General features: G+C 72.8%; 13 protein-coding genes. 5 read left to right on the plus strand and 8 right to left on the minus strand.

Features of this window, described 5'->3' with window-relative positions; translation table 11 throughout:
* The first annotated feature begins 15 nt into the window (after positions 1-15).
* Positions 16-363, plus strand: coding sequence for a TfoX/Sxy family protein (locus BJ993_RS24080; protein ID WP_036544869.1), 348 nt, complete (start codon positions 16-18; stop codon positions 361-363).
* A gap of 10 nt (positions 364-373) precedes the next feature.
* The gene (locus BJ993_RS24085) at positions 374-1639 is read left to right on the plus strand and encodes an MFS transporter (protein WP_179651775.1); all 1266 of its coding nucleotides are present in this window, start codon (positions 374-376) and stop codon (positions 1637-1639) included.
* Positions 1640-1643: 4 nt separating this feature from the next.
* On the opposite strand, the gene BJ993_RS24090 is transcribed toward BJ993_RS24085, so the two are convergent.
* The 3 genes from BJ993_RS24090 to BJ993_RS24100 are packed head-to-tail and all read right to left on the minus strand — an operon-like array spanning position 1644 to position 3985.
* Positions 1644-2750, minus strand: coding sequence for a PQQ-binding-like beta-propeller repeat protein (locus BJ993_RS24090; protein ID WP_179651776.1), 1107 nt, complete (start codon positions 2748-2750; stop codon positions 1644-1646).
* The gene (locus BJ993_RS24095) at positions 2750-3265 is read right to left on the minus strand and encodes a SigE family RNA polymerase sigma factor (protein WP_036544863.1); all 516 of its coding nucleotides are present in this window, start codon (positions 3263-3265) and stop codon (positions 2750-2752) included. Before BJ993_RS24095 ends, BJ993_RS24090 begins: the two co-directional genes overlap by 1 nt.
* A 27-nt stretch (positions 3266-3292) precedes the next feature.
* The gene (locus BJ993_RS24100; RefSeq protein WP_179651777.1) at positions 3293-3985 is read right to left on the minus strand and encodes a class F sortase; all 693 of its coding nucleotides are present in this window, start codon (positions 3983-3985) and stop codon (positions 3293-3295) included.
* Positions 3986-4024: 39 nt separating this feature from the next.
* On the opposite strand from BJ993_RS24100, the gene BJ993_RS24105 reads away from it, so the two are divergent.
* The 3 genes from BJ993_RS24105 to htpX are packed head-to-tail and all read left to right on the plus strand — an operon-like array spanning position 4025 to position 10282.
* On the plus strand, positions 4025-8560 hold the full coding sequence (locus tag BJ993_RS24105; RefSeq protein WP_179651778.1) for an ATP-dependent helicase: 4536 nt from the start codon (positions 4025-4027) through the stop codon (positions 8558-8560).
* Complete coding sequence (locus BJ993_RS24110; RefSeq protein ID WP_179651780.1) at positions 8553-9350, plus strand: DNA-formamidopyrimidine glycosylase family protein; 798 nt, start codon at positions 8553-8555, stop codon at positions 9348-9350. Before BJ993_RS24105 ends, BJ993_RS24110 begins: the two co-directional genes overlap by 8 nt.
* A gap of 56 nt (positions 9351-9406) precedes the next feature.
* On the plus strand, positions 9407-10282 hold the full coding sequence (gene htpX / locus BJ993_RS24115; RefSeq protein WP_036544855.1) for a zinc metalloprotease HtpX: 876 nt from the start codon (positions 9407-9409) through the stop codon (positions 10280-10282).
* A gap of 21 nt (positions 10283-10303) precedes the next feature.
* Here the strand turns inward: htpX and BJ993_RS24120 are convergent, their stop codons facing one another.
* The 5 genes from BJ993_RS24120 to rimO all read right to left on the minus strand — a co-directional run bounded on the left by BJ993_RS24120 (position 10304) and on the right by rimO (position 18966).
* The gene (locus BJ993_RS24120; RefSeq protein ID WP_444547295.1) at positions 10304-10612 is read right to left on the minus strand and encodes a helix-turn-helix domain-containing protein; all 309 of its coding nucleotides are present in this window, start codon (positions 10610-10612) and stop codon (positions 10304-10306) included.
* A 51-nt stretch (positions 10613-10663) separates the two neighbouring features.
* The gene (locus BJ993_RS24125; RefSeq protein WP_179651781.1) at positions 10664-11164 is read right to left on the minus strand and encodes a CinA family protein; all 501 of its coding nucleotides are present in this window, start codon (positions 11162-11164) and stop codon (positions 10664-10666) included.
* 60 nt (positions 11165-11224) lie between these two features.
* On the minus strand, positions 11225-16606 hold the full coding sequence (locus tag BJ993_RS24130) for an ExeM/NucH family extracellular endonuclease (protein WP_179651782.1): 5382 nt from the start codon (positions 16604-16606) through the stop codon (positions 11225-11227).
* A gap of 270 nt (positions 16607-16876) precedes the next feature.
* Positions 16877-17521: a CDP-diacylglycerol--glycerol-3-phosphate 3-phosphatidyltransferase gene (gene pgsA / locus BJ993_RS24135; RefSeq protein ID WP_179651783.1), complete on the minus strand. Its 645-nt coding sequence runs from the start codon at positions 17519-17521 to the stop codon at positions 16877-16879.
* Positions 17518-18966: a 30S ribosomal protein S12 methylthiotransferase RimO gene (gene rimO / locus BJ993_RS24140; protein WP_179651784.1), complete on the minus strand. Its 1449-nt coding sequence runs from the start codon at positions 18964-18966 to the stop codon at positions 17518-17520. Before rimO ends, pgsA begins: the two co-directional genes overlap by 4 nt.
* Positions 18967-19006: the final 40 nt, after the last annotated feature.

The raw sequence follows: 19006 nt of genomic DNA on the forward strand, positions 1-19006 counted from the left end.
GCCTAGCCTGCTCGCATGGCGTACGACGAAGGGCTGGCCGGCCGGCTGCGCGACCTCCTCGACCAGGAGCCCGCGGTCGACGGCCACGAGCTGACCGAGAAGAAGATGTTCGGCGGGCTCGCCTTCCTCGTCGGCGGCAACATGGCGGTCGCCGCCAGCGGCCAGGGCGGGATCCTGGTCCGGGTCGACCCCGCCGAGGGCGACGAGCTCGTCGCGACGACCGCGGCCCACCCGATGGAGATGCGCGGCCGGTCGATGAGCGGCTGGCTCCGCGTCGACCACGACGACGTCGCCGACGACGCCACCCTGGCCACCTGGGTGCGGCGCGGCGCGTCGTACGCCGCCGGCCTCCCCGCGAAGTGAGCCGCCGCCGATGAGGAGCTTCTGGGCAGCGCTGCCCACCGAGGGCCGGTGGCTGCTGTCGACCGTCGCGATCCAGACCCTGGGCCGCGGGCTGACCCTGCCGTTCACGCTGATCTACCTGCACGAGGTGCGCGGCTTCGACCTCGGGCTGTCCGGCACGCTGATGGCGCTGATCGCGATCGTCGGCCTGCTGGTGACCGGGCCCGGCGGTGCGCTGACCGACCGCTACGGCGCCCGGGCGATCCTGATCACCGGCATCAGCGCGATGATCGTCGGCAATGTCGTCCTGGCGTTCGCCACCACGCCGCTGGTCGCCGGGATCGCGCTGGTGCTGATCGGCTTCAACTTCGGCGTCTCGTGGCCGGCGTTCAACGCCCTCATCGCCGCCGTCGTCTCGGGCGACCTGCGCCAGCAGTACTTCGGCATCAACTTCGCCCTGGTCAACCTCGGCATCGGCGTCGGCGGGATCGTCGGCGGGATCTTCGCCGACGTCGACCGCCCCGGCACCTTCACCGCGATCTTCCTGGGCGACGCGATCTCCGGACTGGTCCCGATGGCGCTCCTGCTCGGGCCGCTGCGCCACGTCCACGGTCGCGCAACGGCGCCCGACGACGGCGACGAGGCGCCCGCCGTCTGCTATCTCTCGATCCTGCGCCAGCCGGCCGTGCGGTGGCTGACGGCGCTGACCTTCGTCGCGATGTTCATCGGCTACGGCCAGCTCGAGGCGGGCCTGCCCGGCTTCGCCCGGCAGGCGGCCGAGGTCTCGACCCGCACGGTGGGTCTCGCGTTCGCGGTCAACACGGCGGTGATCGTGCTGCTGCAGTTCACCGTGCTCAACCGGATCAGCGGTCGCCTCCGCACCCGCGTCATGGTGGTGATGGCCGTGATCTGGGCCGGGGCGTGGGGACTGCTCGGCCTCGCCGGTGCCGTCCCCGGCGGCGCCGTCGCCGTCGCGGGGGTGCTCGGCTTCATGGCCGTCTTCGCCCTCGGCGAGACGCTCCTGCAGCCGACCGTCCCGGCGATGAGCAACGACCTCGCCGCCGACCACACCCGCGGGCGCTACAACGCGATCAGCGCCGCCGCCTTCCAGGCGGGCGCCATCGCCGGACCGGTCGTCGCGGGCTTCCTGCTCGACCACGACCTGTGGTCGGCGTACGTCGTGCTGATGGTGGTCGGCTGCGTCGCGATCGCCGCCATGGCGCTGGTGCTCGAGCGGCACGTTCCCGAGACGGCCAACGGCCGGAGCCCGGAGGCCCCGGCCGAGGTCGCGTCCTAGCGTCCTACAGGGCTCCGGTGCCGCCGAGCGACGGGAAGACGGCGGGGTCGTCGACGGCGAACTCGAGGACCAGCCGCTGCAGGCCGGTGGTGGGGTCGACGGCGACCACCCGCTGCGGGCCGACGTCCTGCGCCACGACGACGACCTCGTCGCCGCTCCAGCCCACGGGCGTGAGGAAGAACGCGTCGTCGACCGTGATCGGGGTCCGCTTCCCGCTCGCGACGTCGTAGACCGACACGAGCCCGGAGGCCGGCGCCTGGTAGGCCATCAGGCCGCTGTTGCGCCACGCCACCGTGGTGCTGACCGGGACCTCGCCGCTCTCCTGGACCGCCCCGCTGTCCGACGCGACGCCGAGCTTCGCGGTTCGCTCGCTGCCGCGTCGCAGCACGATCCCGCCGGGGCTGAGGCCCGCGAACCGGAGCTCGCCCGTGCGCAGGGTGACCACGTCACCCGCGGTGGTGCGCATCCGCTGGGTCGCGCCGTCCTGCCAGTAGAGGCGGCCCTCGCCGTCGAAGCCCCACAGCCACGGGTCCTCCCCCGAGGGCTGGTCGGCGAGCGGGATCGTGTCGACGACGGCGCCGCTGGCGACGTCCCAGATGCGCACCGACGTGGTCGCGTCGCTGCCGACGGGAGCCGCGGCGAGAGCACCGTTCCCGGTGACCGTGGCCCCGAAGACGCCGTCCAGGAAGGGCAGGTCCTCGAGCCGGTCCCCGACCAGACGCTGCCAGGAGACCCCGCCGCCGTCCTCGTCGACGCTGGTGACCAGCAGCTGGGACCCGGTGACCTGCAGGGCGCTCGCCGTGGTCGGGATCGTCAGGTCGCCGGCGTGCAGCTCGCCGTCCAGCAGGTAGGGCACCGAGATCCCGTGCGGGAGCTCCGGGTCCTTCGTCGGCGGCGCCGGGTCGTCGCCCCGGTTCGCCAGACCGATCGGTACGGCGACCGCCGCCACCGCCGCGGCCGCGGCCAGGCCGAGGGCGAGCGTGCGCCGCCGGGTCCAGCGCGGGTCGGCGGCAGGGGTGGCGAACAGGTCCATCGGCACCGGCGGCACGTCCGCCTGCGCGGCGCGCTCCTCGAAGAGCGCGATCAGGTCTCGCTCGAGCTGGTCGGTCATCACGACACCTCCTCGGTGTGGTTCTGGGGTACGACGGCGCGGAGGTTGCGCAGGGCCAGGGACGCCTGCGACTTCACGGTGCCGGCGGAGACGCCGAGCACGGTGGCGATCTCCGCCTCCGAGAGGTCCTCGTAGTAACGCAGGACGAGCACGGCCCGCTGCCGGGGCGGCAGCTGCTGGACCCGGTCCCACAGGTCGAGGCGCGTGGTCGCGTCAGCGGCGGGGTCCGCCACCGGCGCCGGGACCGGCACCAGGTGCGCCTTCCCGGCGCGGCGGCCGGCCTTGCGCCGCTCGCCGAGCAGCTCGTTGAGCAGCATCCGGCGGACGTACGCGTCGGGCGAGTCGGCCCGTCGTACCCGCGACCACTGCGCCATGACCTTGAGCATCGTGGCCTGCAGCAGGTCCTCGGCGACGGCAGGGTCGCCGGTGACCAGGTGGGCGGTCCGGTAGAGCGCGGCCCATCGCGCCGTGACGTACTCCTCGAAGGAGCGCCAGCCTGGGTCCGAAGTCGTCATCGTCCCCTCCTCTCACCCCTTCCGATGTCACGAGGTGGGTGTGGGGTTGGGCTCCTCGGCTGCGGATCCGACGGGCTCCGGCGGGTCCACCGGCTCGGCGAACCACAGCGTCCGGTGCGTCCAGTCGCCCGGACCGAGCCGCTTGCCCGAGCACACCACGATGACGACCTGCGGTGGGCCGTCCTTCGCCGCCCACCCCGGGTAGCCCTCCTCGACCGGCACCTCCACCCGCTCGCCGACCCGGTAGCAGGCGAAGGCACCGTCGTCGCCCTCGAGCCGCAGCGCGTCGCCGACCTGCAGGCCGTCGAGCAGCCGGTTGCCCATCGCGGAGCCGTCGGGCCAGGTGTGCGTGTTGAGCAGCACGTGTCCCTCGGGCGAGCCGGGCTCGACCCCGCCGAGGTCCCAGGCGAAGTTCTGGTTGTCCGCGTGCGGCAGCACGCCGACCACGCCCTGGGCGTCGCGCGGGACGCCGATCACCGCCGCCTTCCGTACGACGCCCGGCACGGTCAGCCGGGTCGGCACGAAGCCGACGCGGGCCTGCCCCTCGCAGGGTCCGGGCTCCTCGGTCGGGGTCGGGGACGGCGTCGGGGTGAGCGTCGGCACCGGCTCGGGCGCAGCGGCGGGCGGCGCCTCGTCCCGTCCGAGCCACCAGGCGAGCAGGGCGACCACCAGCACGGTGACGACGCCACCCGCCACTGCCGCCGCCCGCCTCCTGCTCACGCCACCATTGTGACCGCGATGTCGGTGGCGTGCGCGAGGATGGCCGATGTGACCCCTGATCCGCTGGCTGACTTCAGCGAGCCGACCCGGACCTGGTTCCGGGCCGCGTTCGCGGAGCCGACCGCTGCCCAGGCCGGCGCCTGGGACGCGGTGCGCCGCGGGCGGCACACCCTCGTCGTCGCTCCGACCGGCTCCGGCAAGACGCTCAGCGCCTTCCTCGCCGGGATCGACCGGCTCCTGACCACGCCCGCGCCCGCCGACAGGCTCCACCGCACCCGGGTCCTCTACGTGTCGCCGCTCAAGGCGCTGGCCGTCGACGTGGAGCGCAACCTCCGTGCCCCGCTGACCGGCATCCGCCAGACCGCGGAGCGCCTCGGTGGCGCGGCGCTGCCCGAGGTGACCGTCGGCATCCGGTCCGGCGACACGGCGGCGGGCGACCGCCGCAAGCTCGCCACCCGGCCGCCGGACGTGCTGATCACGACGCCCGAGTCCCTCTTCCTCATCCTGACCAGCCAGGCCCGCGAGACCCTGCGCGGCATCGAGACGGTCATCGTCGACGAGGTGCACGCGGTGGCCGGCACCAAGCGCGGCGCCCACCTCGCGGTCAGCCTCGAGCGACTCGACGCGCTGCTGCCGAAGCCGGCGCAGCGGATCGGCCTGTCCGCGACCGTGCGGCCGACCGAGGAGGTCGCCCGCTTCCTCGGTGGCGCCGCCCCTGTCGAGATCGTCTCGCCGCCGGCGCACAAGGAGTGGGACCTGCGGGTCGAGGTCCCGGTCGAGGACATGACCGAGCTCGGGCAGGTCGTCGAGGACGACGACCCGACCGCACCGCCCGCCCGAGCCAGCATCTGGCCCCATGTCGAGCAGCGCGTGGCCGAGCTGATCGGCGAGCACCAGTCGACGATCGTCTTCACCAACGGGCGGCGTACGGCGGAGCGGCTGACCGCCCGGCTCAACGAGATCGCGGCCGAGGTCACCACCGAGGGCATCACCCCGCCCGCGCAGGTGATGGCCCAGTCCGGTGCTGCGGCCGGGGCGCCGCCGGTGCTCGCCCGCACGCACCACGGGTCGGTGTCGAAGGAGCAGCGGGCGATCGTCGAGGACGACCTCAAGTCCGGTCGGCTGCCGGCCGTCGTCGCCACCAGCAGCCTCGAGCTCGGCATCGACATGGGCGCCGTCGACCTGGTCCTGCAGATCGCCTCGCCGCCGAGCGTGGCCAGCGCCCTGCAGCGGGTCGGGCGCGCCGGCCACCAGGTCGGCGAGACCTCGCGGGGCGTGTTCTTCCCGCAGCACCGCGGCGACCTCGCTCCTGCCGCCGTGGCGGTGGCCCGGATGCGCACCGGCGGCATCGAGGAGCTGCGCGTCCCGGCCAACCCGCTCGACGTGCTCGCCCAGCAGGTCGTCGCGGCGACGGCCGTCGAGGAGTGGGACGTCGACGAGCTCTTCGACGTCGTCCGCCGCAGCGCCCCCTACGCCCACCTCCCCCGGTCCGCGTACGACGCCGTCCTCGACCTGCTCGCCGGTCGCTACCCGAGCGACGAGTTCGCCGAGCTCCGCCCACGGGTGACGTGGGACCGCGTGACCGGGCGGGTCTCCGGACGCCCCGGGGCGCAGCGGCTGGCCGTCACCAGCGGCGGGACCATCCCCGACCGCGGGCTCTACGGCGTCTTCCTGGCCGGCGAGGGCGGCGGCCGGCGGGTCGGCGAGCTCGACGAGGAGATGGTCTACGAGAGCCGCGTCGGCGACGTGTTCGCGCTCGGCGCGACCAGCTGGCGGATCGAGGACATCACCCGCGACCAGGTCATCGTCACCCCCGCCCCGGGCGTCCCCGGCCGGCTGCCGTTCTGGAAGGGCGACACGGCCGGGCGGCCGACGGAGCTCGGCGAGGCCATCGGCGCCTTCACCCGCGAGCTCGCCGCCCTGCCCGACGAGGTCGCCGAGGCCCGCGCCCGCGAGGTCGGGCTCGACGACAACGCCGCGACCAACCTGGTGACCTACCTGCGCGAGCAGGTCGAGGCGACCCGCGTGCTGCCCAGTGACGCCACCGTCCTCGTCGAGCGCTTCCGCGACGAGCTCGGCGACTGGCGGATCGCGGTCCACTCCCCCTACGGCACGGCCGTGCACGCGCCCTGGGCGCTGGCGATCAACGCCCGCCTGCGCGAGCGCTTCGGCATCGACGGGCAGGCGATGGCCTCCGACGACGGCATCGTGATCCGCATCCCCGACACCGATGCCGAGCCGCCCGGAGCCGACCTGATCGCCTTCGAGCCCGACGAGATCGAGGAGATCGTCACCCGCGAGGTCGGCGGGTCGGCCCTCTTCGCCGCCCGCTTCCGCGAGTGCGCCGCCCGGGCGCTGCTGCTCCCCCGCCGCGACCCCGGCCGCCGCTCGCCGCTGTGGCAGCAGCGCCAGCGCGCCGCCGCGCTGCTCGAGGTCGCCGCCCGCTACCCGTCCTTCCCGATCGTGCTCGAGACGGTCCGCGAGGTCCTCAACGACGTCTACGACCTGCCGGGCCTGACCACGCTGCTGCGCCGCGTCGAGCAGCGCGCCGTCACGGTCACCGAGGTGGAGACGACCCAGCCGTCGCCGTACGCGCGCACGCTGATGTTCGGCTATGTCGCCCAGTTCGTCTACGAGGGCGACTCCCCGCTCGCCGAGCGGCGCGCCGCGGCGCTCACCCTCGACCAGGGGCTGCTCGCCGAGCTCCTCGGCCGGGCCGAGCTGCGCGAGCTGCTCGACCCCGACGTGCTCGCCGAGGTCGAGGCCGAGCTGCAGCGCACCGTCCCCGACCGCCGCGCGCGCGATGCCGAGGGCGTGGCCGACCTGCTGCGGCTGCTCGGCCCGCTCACCCTCGACGAGGTCGCGGCCCGCTCCCGCGACGAGGCCCCGGTCGCCGACTGGCTGGCCGACCTGGCGACCGCCCGTCGCGTGGTGCCCGTCCGGATGGCGTACGGCGACGCGTGGGCCGCGGTCGAGGACGTCGCCCGCCTGCGCGACGGCCTGGGCGTCCCCGTCCCGCCGGGCACGCCCGCCGTCTTCACCGAGCCCGTCGACGACCCGCTCTCCGACCTGGTCAGTCGCTACGCCCGCACGCACGGACCCTTCACCGCCGACCAGGTGGCGACGCGCCTCGGCCTCGGGATCGCGGTCGTGCGACACACCCTGCAGCGGCTGGAGGCGCAGGGCCGGGTGCTGTCGGGCGAGTTCCGTCCGGTCGGCGCCGGGGAGGAGTGGTGCGACGTCGAGGTGCTGCGTCGCCTCCGTCGTCGCTCCCTGGCCCGCCTGCGCCACGAGATCGAGCCGGTCGAGCCCGCGACCCTGGCCAGGTTCACCGCCGCCTGGCACGAGATCACCACGGCCCGCGGTCCCCGCGGCGCCGACGGCCTGCTGCGCACGATCGAGCAGCTCGCCGGTGCGGCCGTGCCCGCCAGCGGGCTGGAGTCGCTGGTGCTCCCCGCGCGGGTGCGCGACTACGAGCCGGCGCTGCTCGACGAGCTCACCGCCACCGGCGAGGTCCTGTGGGCCGGCCACGGCGCGCTGCCCGGCAGCGACGGCTGGATCTCGCTGCACCTCGCCGACCAGGCCCACCTGACCCTCCCCGAGCCCGGCCCCGTCGAGGAGCCGCTGCAGCAGCGGGTGCTCGACGTGCTGGCGCCGGGCGGTGCGTGGTTCTTCCGGCAGGTGGCCGACCAGGTCGCCCGGGCCTGCCTGGACGCCGGCGACACTCCGCCGCTCGACGACGCCGTCAGCGCCGCGTTGTGGGGCCTGGTGTGGAGCGGCCACCTCACCAACGACACCCTCACGCCCCTGCGCGCGCTGACCCGCAGCGGCCGCGGCGCCCACCGCACCCGGCGTGCGCCCGCACGACCGGGCCGGGTCGCCCGCACGGGCCCGCCGGAGACCGCCGGGCGCTGGGCCGTGCTGCCGACGGTCGACCGCGACCCGACCCGCCGCGCCCACGCCTTCGCCGAGCAGCTGCTCGAGCGCCACGGCGTGGTGACCCGCGGCGCCGTCGTCAACGAGCGGGTCCCCGGCGGCTTCGCGGCGGTCTACAAGGTGCTCAGCGCGTTCGAGGAGTCCGGACGCTGCCGCCGCGGCTACTTCGTCGAGGGCCTCGGCGCCGCCCAGTTCGGCACCGCCGGAGCCGTCGACCGGCTCAGGACCTTCACGTCCGTGGACGACGAGAAGCCGGTCGCCGTGGCGCTGGCCGCCACCGACCCCGCCAACCCCTACGGCGCCGCGCTCCCCTGGCCGCAGGCCGCCCGCGGCGAGGACGAGAGCGCCGGGCACCGCCCCGGGCGCAAGGCGGGGGCCCTGGTCGTGCTCGTCGACGGGGTGCTCGTGCTCTACGTCGAGCGCGGCGGCCGCACCCTGCTCACGTGGACCGAGGAGCCCGCCCTGCTCGAGCCCGCCGCCGAGGCCCTGTCGACGGCCGTACGCCGCGGCACGCTCGGGCAGCTGACCGTCGAGAAGGCCGACGGCGCCGCCCTGCTCGGCAGCGGCAGCCCCCTGCGCGAGGCGCTGTCGGCGGCCGGCTTCGTGGCCACACCCCGAGGGCTCAGGATCCGTGCCTGAGGGAGATGCCGTTCGTCGTACCGCCGACCGGCTGGACCGCGCGCTCGCCGGGCAGGTGCTGACCAGCACCGACTTCCGGGTCCCCCAGCTGGCGACGACCGACCTCGCCGGCGCGACGGTCGAGCGCACCGCGACCCACGGCAAGCACCTCCTGACCCGGCTGACCACCCCTGCGGGCGAGCGGTTGACGCTGCACACCCACCTCAAGATGGAGGGCAGCTGGCGGACCGCCGCGGTCGGCGAGCGACGCCCCGGGCCGGCAGCCGACGCGCGGGTCGTGCTGGAGACGGACCGCGTCGTGGCGGTCGGTCTCCGGCTCGGCTTGGTGGAGCTCCTCGCGACCGCGGACGAGCACACCGTCGTCGGCCACCTCGGCCCCGACCTGCTCGGCCCGTGGAGCAGCGACGACCGGGCCGAGGCGGTCGCCCGGCTCGTCGCGCGACCCGACCGGGTGCTCGGCGAGGCGCTGCTCGACCAGACGGTCGTGGCGGGCATCGGCACGATCTGGCTGGCCGAGTCCTGCTTCGTCGCCGGGATGTGCCCGGTCGGCCCGGTGTCGGCCGTCCGCGACCCCGGGCGCTTCCTGGACCGGGCGCGCCAGATGCTCCAGTCCGCGATGCGGACCGGCCGGCCGCTCACCACCGGCGACCGGCGCAACCCGGTCTGGGCCTACCGGCGCCACCGCCAGCCGTGCCTGCGCTGCCGCACCCCGCTCGAGGCGGGGACCGTCGGGGAGCCCGGCCGCGAGCGCACGACGTACTGGTGCCCGCACTGCCAGCCCCGCCCGTGACCCGCATCTCAACGAACGTGCGGAACGTCCCACCCCGGGTCGTTCGTTCACCGGACATGCACGGCCACCACAACGGTCTCAAGACAGCCGGTCTCCTCGGCGCGATCTTCGCGCTCCTCCTTGCCGTCGGCGGCCTGATCGCCGCGGCCACGGGCAGCTCGGCGTTCATCTGGATCTTCGCCCTGATCGGCGTCGGCACGACGGCGTACGGCTACTGGAACTCCGACAAGCTCGCGATCCGGGCCATGCACGCCTACCCCGTGAGCGAGGCCCAGCAGCCGGCGATGTACCGGATCGTGCGCGAGCTCTCGTCGAGCGCCGGCCAGCCGATGCCCGCGCTCTTCGTCTCCCCCACCCAGGCGCCCAACGCCTTCGCGACCGGTCGCAACCCCGAGCACGCCGCCGTCTGCTGCACCGAGGGCATCCTCGGGCTGCTCGACGAGCGCGAGCTGCGCGGCGTGCTCGGCCACGAGCTGATGCACGTCTACAACCGCGACATCCTCACCGGCTCCGTGGCGGCCGCCATCGCCGGCGTGATCAGCTCGGTCGCCCAGTTCCTGGCCTTCACCTCGATCTTCGGCGGCGGCAACGACGAGGACCGCCCCAACCCGCTGGTGATGGTCGCGACCGCACTCCTCGCGCCGTTCGCCGCGGCCGTCATCCAGATGGCGATCAGCCGGACCCGCGAGTACGACGCCGACGAGGACGGCGCCCGGCTCACCGGCGACCCGCTCGCGCTCGCCTCGGCGCTGCGCAAGCTGGAGACCGGCACCGCCCGGGCACCGCTGGCCCCGACGCCCGAGCTGCAGAGCGCGAGTCACATGATGATCGCGAACCCGTTCCGCGCGGCCGACGTGCAGCGCCTCTTCTCCACGCACCCGCCCATGGCGGACCGGATCGCGCGCCTCGAGGCGATGGCCGGCCGGCGCTGAGCGCCGCTCGGGTCGAGCCCGTCAGGCAGCGGAGGGAACGACCTCGCCGGTGCGGCGAGGGGTGATCGGGGTCGCGCCGACCAGCGCGGCCTCCTCGAGCGCCACGGCGTCGGCGACCTCCCGCAGGACGTCGGACAGGGGCATCTCGAGCGCGTCGCACAGGGACGACAGCAGCTCCGAGGACGCTTCCTTCTGGCCGCGCTCGATCTCGGAGATGTAGCCCAGGCTCACCCGTGCGGCACCGGAGACCTCGCGCAGGGTCAGACCGAGCTCGGTGCGGCGACTGCGAAGGATGTCACCGAGCGAGCGGCGGAACAACACCATCTCGATCTCCTCTCCTGGACCTTCCGGGCCCGGACTGACCGGGTCGTGGGACCAACGCTACCCGAGCCCCGAATCTTCCGCGGGCCGACTGTCCGAGCTGATCATGTCAGCCAGCACCGACAGGGCCTCGTCGACCGTCGCCTCCTGGATGGTCGCGCGGTCCCCGTCGAGCGCCAGCTCGACCGCCTCGACCCCGCCCGGGCCGGCGACGCCGACGAAGACGGTCCCGACCTCCTTGCCCTCCTGGCGCTCCGGTCCGGCCACCCCCGTCGTGCTCACGGCGTAGGTCGTCCCGAGCAGCCGCCGGACCCCGGCGGCCATCTCGCGGGCGCACTCGGCGGAGACGACGCCCTGCTCGTCCACCGTCGCCTGCGCGACGCCGAGCACCTCGACCTTGACCGGCGTCTGGTAGCTGACCACGCCGCCGGCGTACACGGCGGAGGAGCCCGGGACGTTCGTCACCCGTGCGGCGACCCGGCCGCCGGTGAGCGACTCGGCGGTGGCCAGCGTCGCGCCGAGGTCCTTGAGCAGTGCAACGAGATCGGCCGGTGGTCCCATGGCACGCATCGTGTCACGGGACCACCGGCCGTCATCGTCCGGTCGGCGCGGGGGCCGGGGTCAGCGGCGCACCACGAAGATGCTCGTGCTGGTGGACTTCGCCAACAGCGTGCTGCTGCCCAGGTAGCGGACGGTCACCGTCTTGGTCCCGATCGACGGGAACACCGGCAGCGTGACCGTCGCCTTGCCACCGACGAGGGTGACCGTGCGCGAGCCGAGCCCCGTCGCCGAGACCGTCACCTGGCCGGTGACCGCGACCCCGTCCGGGTTGGTGAGGGTGACCGCCACCTTGGCCCGGGTGGACTTCACGATGACCTTCGACGGGCTCGTGGTGACCGACATGTTGACCGGTCCCTTCGCCACGGCGGCCGTCTCGGCCGACGTCGCGACACCGTCGGTGTAGCCGTCCGCCGAGGCGGTGACGCGCACCGAGATCTTCTTGCCGACGTGCGCCCCGGTCAGCTTCAGCGTCTTCGCGGTCGCGTTGGCGATCGGGGTGCCGTTGGCCAGCCACTGGTAGGCGAAGGTGACCTCGGCCGGCGTCCACGTGCCGTTGGTCGCCGTCAGCGTCCGGCCGACCCGGGCGGTGCCGGTGACCGTCGGCGGGGTGTCGTTGACGACGGCCGCCGGCTCACCGGCGTCCACAGCGATGACGAGCTGCGACTCGGTGCCGGTGGCGGCGCCGACCAGGCTCAGCGTGACGTTGCCGTCCGGGGTGTCCTCCGGGAGGACGACGTCGACCGCAGCCGTGCCGTACTGGTCGTAGACCGCCGTGCCGATGGTGTTGTCGAGGGTCGCGGTGCCGATGACCTGGTCGCCGAGCTTGACCTGCACCTCGGTGTCCTTGACGTCGTCGGCCGTCGACATCGTCCACGAGGAGATGTCGAACTTCACGTGGTCACCCGGCACGTACGACGCCGGGGCATCGGCCGGGAGCTCGACCTCGACCGCGCGCTGGCCGTAGTCGACCGGGAGCGGCGTGTCCTTGTACTGCGCCATGTAGTCGACCATCGCCTCGAGGTCGACCTTGCCGGTGTCGGCCCTGCCCGAGCCGTTGGCGAACTCGAAGAAGTTGTCGCCGCCGGACGCGAGGAAGGAGTTGACCGTGACCGAGTACGTCGCACCCAGGTCGATCGCCTCACCGTTGAGCCACATCCCGGTGACCTCACCCTGGAAGGTCGCGGTGCCGCTGACGGTCACCGGCTTCTCCTCGTAGGTGTAGGTGAAGCCCTTCGAGACGCCGAGGCGCAGGAACGGGCGCGACGGGACGGCACCCGTGCTGGTGCGCTGCCACTGCTGCTCGAGGACGGTCTCGATCTGGGCTCCGGTCAGGTCCATGTTCACCAGGGTGTTGGCGAACGGCTGGACCACGGCGGCCTGCTTGTAGGTCAGGTCACGGACCGAGCCGTTGACCGTGCCCTTCATGTCGTCGCGGAGACCACCCGGGTTCATGAACGCGATCTGCGCGCTGCCGGACTCGGGCTTCTCGGTCGCCCAGCGCTGGACCTCGGCGACCTGGTTGCCCAGGGTCGACTCGCCACCGCGGTTCTCCGTGGTGCCGTTGGCCAGCTTGGCGCGGGAGAACGGACCCTCCATCTTGCCGAGGACCTGGGCCCCGAGCTCGTTGGCCTTGTTCTTCGCAGCCGTCACGATCGGGTCGATCGCCGGGTCGGGCAGGTAGCCGGTGCCGGCGATGCCGATGATCTCCTGGCCGACGGCGACCAGGTCACCGGTGCCGTTGTCGTAGGTGAAGACCAGCTGGTTGAGGTTCTGCCCGTACTGGCCCGCCGAGACCACCGGACGCTTGGTCACGGTGCGGCCCTCGGCATCCCAGTCGGCGACCGGGAAGGAGCAGTTGTAGGCGAGGTGCGTGTGGCCGGAGACGATCGCGTCCACGTCGGAGGAGACGTTCTGGGTGATATTGCCCCAGGTCGTGGCCTCGTCGGTGAACTGCGGCGAGGTGCAGCTGGTGGAGGCCGAGCCCTCGTGGACCAGCATCACCACCAGGTCGGCGCCGTTGGCCCGCAGGTCGGCGGCCTCCGCGTTGACCGAGTCGACGATGTCGGTGACCTCGATGTCGGCGATGCCGTCGGGCGAGACGAGGGCCGGCAGGTCCTCGGTGACCGCTCCGACGAAGCCGATCTCGACGCCGTCGACCGTCTTGATCCAGGTCGCGGGCACGGCCGGGTCGCCCGTGGCCTTCACCTTGAGGTTGGCGGCGATGTACTTCCACTGCGCGCCACCGAGCGGGTTCGTCTCGGCGTCGTACGGCGCCATGACCCGGTTGACGAGGTCGTCGTAGCCCTGGTCGAGCTCGTGGTTGCCCACGGCCGAGACGTCGAGGCCCGCGGCGTTGAGGGCGTCGATGGTCGGCTTGTCGTCCTGGATGAAGGACTCGAAGGTCGACGCACCGATCAGGTCGCCGGCGGCCACGAAGACCGTGTTCGGGTTGTCGGCCCGCAGCTCCTTGACCGCGCCCGACAGCACCGACGCGCCGGCGCTGTCGCCGCCCGAGGGCAGGATCCGGCCGTGGAAGTCGTTGGTGCCGACGATCTGGATCTTCTTGTACGAGCCGGTCACCTCCGGCACGTCGATGCCGATGATCTCCGGGTTGTGGTCGGAGGCCGCGAACGGCTGGTTCGGCTGCCAGAAGTCGGTGACGTTGTAGTTGTAGCGGCTGTACTGGAAGGCCACCGACTCGGCGGCGTTGATGTCCCAGATGTCCGCACCGGTCACCATGTTCAGCGCCGCGCTGTTGCCGAGCACGTGGTCGAGCGAGCCGCTCAGCCCGGAGAACGAGTAGCTCTCCTCGTTCTCGGTGGAGTCGATCAGCTCGAAGCCACCCTGCTCGAGGGCCCGGATCGGGTCCTCCTTCGAGTAGGAGTTGAAGTCGCCGGCGAGGAACACCGCGTCGATGTCGCGCGCCGCGGCGAACTCGTTGGCGAACTGCACCAGGCGGGTGGCCTGGCGGGTGCGGTCACCGTTGAACGCGCCGGTGTCGGCGTTGTTGGCGTTGTCGCCGGTCGCCGGCGTCTGGCTGTCGCCCTTCGACTTGAAGTGGTTGAGGATCACGGCGAAGGCCGCGTCGTCGAGGGCGCCCTTGGCCTTGAACGCCTGGGCCAGCGGCTCGCGGGCGTTGGCGAACTCGGTCGTGCCGAAGAGGATGTCCGACTGGCCGACCGGCTCGACGCTCGCCGTCCGGTAGATGAAGGCCGGCCGGATGACGTCCTGCTCGGTCACCGAGGCGGCCAGGGTCGCCTCACCGGGGCTGTGCACGAAGCGCCAGGTGCCGGCACCGGCCGCGTCGTTCAGCGCGTCGACCAGCGAGCGGAGGGCGTCGTCGCGGTCGGTCTCGCCGACCAGCTTGAGCGACGCCTCGACCTCCTGCAGGCCGACGATGTCGGCGTCGAGCAGGTTGATCGCGGTCACGATCTTCGCCCGCTGCCGCTCGAGGCTGGCCGTCGTCGCGGCACCGCGCGGGCCGTTGCCGGCGTTCACGCCGTTGGTGACCACACCACAGGTGTTGTTGGCGATCGGGTTGCCCTGGCGGTCCTCGTAGTAGGAGCACTGGGTGTTGACCGGCGGCGTCTGCGCGGCGCCGTTGGCGACGTACTGCTGACCGGTCGTGTTGAAGTAGTTGAGGACGTTGAAGGTGGCGATCTTCAGGTCGCCGCCGACCTCACGGGGCGCGGCGTTGGCCGGGCGGGTGTTCTCGAAGGTCGCGACCGACGCGCCGTCGTCGTAGACCGGCGAGGTGGGCTGGAAGCGCCACGTGTTGAAGCGGTACTCGAGGACGACCGGGCCGGTCAGCGTCGCCTCGGCACCGACGCGGATCGGCTTGGTCGGCGTCAGCCACGGCAGCGGCTGGTTCTTCGCGGCGGCGTTGGTCATGTAGTTGACCGAGGTGCCGTCGTCGAGGACGACGCCGCGGGCCGCGTTGTCGGCCTTGATCGCGTTGAGCAGGAAGGTGTTGCTGTCGCCGGCGTACTCGGTGGGCTGGCGCAGGGGCGTGTCGCCCGTGGCGAGGCCGACCTCGGCGAAGGTGTTGACGTTGTAGGAGCTGGTGACCGTGAAGTCGTCCGTCGGCGCGAGCAGCATGCCCTCCTGCGCCTCGCGGTCGGTCTCGGTGGTCGGGTAGGCGATCGCCAGCGGGGTCACCGGGTCGAGCGGGCTGCCGAGCTCGACCACGCCGCCGGCGGCGGGCACCAGCTGGGTGCTGCCCGCGAACTCGGCGACCTTGCCGGTCACCTCGACCGAGTCGCCGATCGCGACGCCCGCGGGCATCGCGTTCGCGCCGTAGACGAAGATCGCGTCCGACGCACCCGGGGTGCCGTCCGTGGCGCCACCGGTGCCGCCGGTCTGGATGTACATGCCGTCGAAGCTCGAGCTGGCGAAGGCCGGGTCCTTGTACATCGCGGTCACGACGCCGGTCGTGATGACGGTGTCGTCGACGCGCTCGGACGCCGGCCCGGTGCCCTGGATGGCCGCGATCGGGAGCTCCTCGGGAGCGGCCTCGACGGTGATCGTGAAGGTGACCGACTTCGTCGCCGCGGTCGGGGCGGCCGAGTCGGTGACCGTGGCCGTGACCTCGGAGGTGCCGACGGTGGTCGGGGTACCGCTGACGAGGCCCGCCGGGCTCAGCGTCACGCCGTCCGGCAGGGTGCCGCTGGTCAGCGACCAGGTGTAGCCGGGCGTGCCCCCGCTGGCCTGGAGCTGCAGCGACAGCGGGACGCCGACGTAGGTGTTGACGTCGGCCGGGTCGGTGGCGCCGAGCGCGTTCTCGTCGCGGTTGGTCGGCGTCGGCGCGCCCGTGGAGAAGTCGGCGCTGTTGTTGTCCGTGTCGGTGCCGGTCGCGTTGCGGAACGCGGACACCGTCCCCGAGAGGGCCGTGCCGTCGGCGGCCGACTCGAAGGTGTTCGCCGTGCCGTAGCCGACGGCGTCGACCACCCCGGTGGCGTTCTTGATGTCACCCTGCGGGAGTCCGGTGAGGTCGGCGCTCTGGTTGCTCAGGATGACGAGGCCCGAGCCCGAGCCCATGTTGATGCTGCCCGTCGCGTCGGCGACCGGCATCGGTGCACCGTTCGCCACGTTGCCGGCCCCTTGGACCAGGTAGTGGCCGTGCGCCGGGATCGACCCGGTCAGCGCGATCTTGTTGCTGATCGTGGCACCGGCCCCACGCGTCGCGCTTCCGTAGAACACAGCCCAACCGGTGAGGCTGACCTCGGCGTCGGTCGGGTTGTAGAGCTCGATGAAGTCGTGGGTGTAGCTCGACGCCGGGAGTGTGTCGGTCGCCGCGAACCCGCCAGCGCCGTACACCTCCGAGATGACCACGCCGGAGCCGTCAGGCTCGGCCTGCGCGGGCGTGGGAGCGAGGACAGCCAGCCCCGAGATTCCGAGGGCGGCACCGAGTGAACCGAACAGGAACTGCTTCGCTGAACGCATTGACTTCTTCCGGGGTCGACAAAGCGGCGGAGCGCAGTACTACCCGAGAAAGCGACTGCGAACGGAGGGGAAGGAGCCCGACCTTAGTTCGACCCACCCGCAGTCTGGCAAGGAGTTGAGAAAAACTCGTGCAACGTTTTGGTGAAGATCCGGTTCGGATTGCCGGATCCGGCCGCAGGGAACGCGGCCGCGGGGGTCAGGCCGCGGACGACTTCCGGATCACGTCGGCAGCGCGGCGGGAGGCGTCGTCCAGCGCGCTTGCCCGCCGCCCTACGACGAAGACGCGCTCGACCGGAGACTCGCGCGCTGCTTCCAGACGTCGCGGAAGAACTCGTAGCCCGACCAGAGGGTCAGCACGAAGGCGGCGAGGAGCAGGGCGATCGCGACGACATAGGTCACCTCGCCGGGCACGTCGAGCCAGCCGTCGACCTCGAGCAGGGGCAGGCTGAGCAGGCCGAGGGCGAGCGCCTGGGCGGCGGTCTTCCACTTCCCGCTCTGCGCGGCCGCGATGACGACCGCCTTGAGCACGGACAGGCGCAGGATCGTGACGGCCCACTCGCGGACCAGGACGACGACGGTGATGGCCCACATCCACCACGTGTCCATGATGATCGACAGGCCGATGAACGCCATCCCGGTGATCGCCTTGTCCGCGATCGGGTCCGCGATCTTGCCGAAGTCGGTCACCAGGTTGCGGGCGCGCGCGATGTCGCCGTCGACCTTGTCGGTGACCATCGCGACGAAGAAGATCGCCCAGGCGACGGTGCGCCAGGTGACGGAGTCGCCGCCGTCGTACAGCAGCGCCCAGCCGTAGAACGGCACCAGCACGATGCGCAGGGTGGTCAGCGCGTTGGGCAGGTTCCAGTTGCTCGGCCTCACCGGGGCCGGGGTCTCCCCCGTGCTGGTCTCGCTCATGCCCGTCCTCCTGCTGGTTCGGCGATCAGGTCGACGCCGTCGGAGGCAACGACGACCGCACGGACGAAGTCACCCACCTCGGCGTCCGGTACGCCGAGCACCCGGGTGGTGCCGTCGACCTCGGGGCCCTGCTCGGCGGCACGTCCCTCGACGGTGCCGTCGCCGGTACCGTCGGGGTCAACCTCCTCGACCAGGACCTCCACGGTGCTGCCGATCCGCTCCTCGGCCCGCTCGGCCGTGAGCTCGCCGACCAGGTCGTTGAGGTGCTGGACCCGGGCGTTGATCTCGTCGGCGTCGAGCTTGCCGTCGAGCTTCTCGGCCTCGGTGCCGTCCTCGTCGGAGTACCCGAAGACGCCGGTGACATCCATCCGCGCGGCGACGAGGAAGTCGCACAGGGTCTGGAACTCCTCCTCGGTCTCACCGGGGAAGCCGACGATCACGTTGGAGCGCACGCCCGCCTCGGGGGCCAGCGCGCGGACCTGGTCGAGCAGGGCGAGGAAGCTCTCCGGGTCGCCGAAGCGGCGCATCCGGCGCAGCACGGTCGCGCTGGCGTGCTGGAAGGAGAGGTCGAAGTACGGCGCCACACCCGGCGTCGTCGCGATCGCGCGGACCAGCCCGGGGCGGGTCTCGGCGGGCTGCAGGTAGGACACCCGGACCCGCTCGATGCCGTCGACCGCGGCGAGCTCGGGCAGCAGGGTCTCCAGCAGGCCGAGGTCGCCGAGGTCCTTGCCGTAGGAGGTGGAGTTCTCCGAGACGAGGAACAGCTCCTTGACGCCCTGCTCGGCCAGCCAGTGGGCCTCCTGCAGCACGTCGGAGGGCCGCCGGCTGACGAACGAGCCGCGGAACATGGGGATCGCGCAGAAGGTGCAGCGCCGGTCGCAGCCGCTGGCCAGCTTCAGCGGCGCCATCGGGCCACCGTCGAGGCGACGCCGGATCGCGGAGCGGCCCGGGATCGCGATGTCGACCTCCGTGCCGGCGAAGTCGGCGGTCTCGACGACCGCCTGCCGCTCGGCGGGGCTGATCGGCAGCAGCAGCCGCCGGTCGCGCGGGGTGTGCGGGTGCGGCTTCTCGCCGGCGAGGATCGAGCGCAGCCGCCCGGAGATGTCCTGGTAGTCGTCGAAGCCCAGCACGGCGTCGGCCTCGGGCAGCGACGAGGCCAGCTCCTCGCCGTACCGCTCCGCCAGGCAGCCCACCGCGACGACGGCCTGTGGGCGGCCCGACTCCTTGAGGTCGGCCGCCGCCAGCAGGGTGTCGATCGAGTCCTTCTTGGCCGCGTCGACGAAGCCGCAGGTGTTCACCACGACCGTGTCGGCGTCCTCCGGGTCGTCGACGAGGGTGAACCCGTCAGCCGCCAAGCGGCCGGCGAGCTCCTCGGAGTCGACGTCGTTGCGGGCGCACCCGAGGGTGAGCAGGGCAACCGAGACAGGTGTGGGAGTGCTGGTCATGTCCGGTCGAGGATACCGGCGAAGCGTCCCGGGGAGGGAT

Origin of the sequence: Nocardioides aromaticivorans, assembly GCF_013408525.1 — a bacterium.
Classification (GTDB): Bacteria; Actinomycetota; Actinomycetes; order Propionibacteriales; family Nocardioidaceae; genus Nocardioides; species Nocardioides aromaticivorans.

Bases quoted from the DNA above. Each gene is read 5' to 3' on its own strand.
- pgsA (WP_179651783.1), bottom strand. From the start codon at position 17,521: ATGAGCGAGACCAGCACGGGGGAGACCCCGGCCCCGGTGAGGCCGAGC.
- BJ993_RS24090 (WP_179651776.1), bottom strand. From the start codon at position 2,750: ATGACCGACCAGCTCGAGCGAGACCTGATCGCGCTCTTCGAGGAGCGC.
- BJ993_RS24125 (WP_179651781.1), bottom strand. From the start codon at position 11,164: ATGGGACCACCGGCCGATCTCGTTGCACTGCTCAAGGACCTCGGCGCG.
- BJ993_RS24080 (WP_036544869.1), top strand. From the start codon at position 16: ATGGCGTACGACGAAGGGCTGGCCGGCCGGCTGCGCGACCTCCTCGAC.
- htpX (WP_036544855.1), top strand. From the start codon at position 9,407: ATGCACGGCCACCACAACGGTCTCAAGACAGCCGGTCTCCTCGGCGCG.
- BJ993_RS24130 (WP_179651782.1), bottom strand. From the start codon at position 16,606: ATGCGTTCAGCGAAGCAGTTCCTGTTCGGTTCACTCGGTGCCGCCCTC.
- BJ993_RS24085 (WP_179651775.1), top strand. From the start codon at position 374: ATGAGGAGCTTCTGGGCAGCGCTGCCCACCGAGGGCCGGTGGCTGCTG.
- BJ993_RS24105 (WP_179651778.1), top strand. From the start codon at position 4,025: ATGGCCGATGTGACCCCTGATCCGCTGGCTGACTTCAGCGAGCCGACC.
- BJ993_RS24095 (WP_036544863.1), bottom strand. From the start codon at position 3,265: ATGACGACTTCGGACCCAGGCTGGCGCTCCTTCGAGGAGTACGTCACG.
- rimO (WP_179651784.1), bottom strand. From the start codon at position 18,966: ATGACCAGCACTCCCACACCTGTCTCGGTTGCCCTGCTCACCCTCGGG.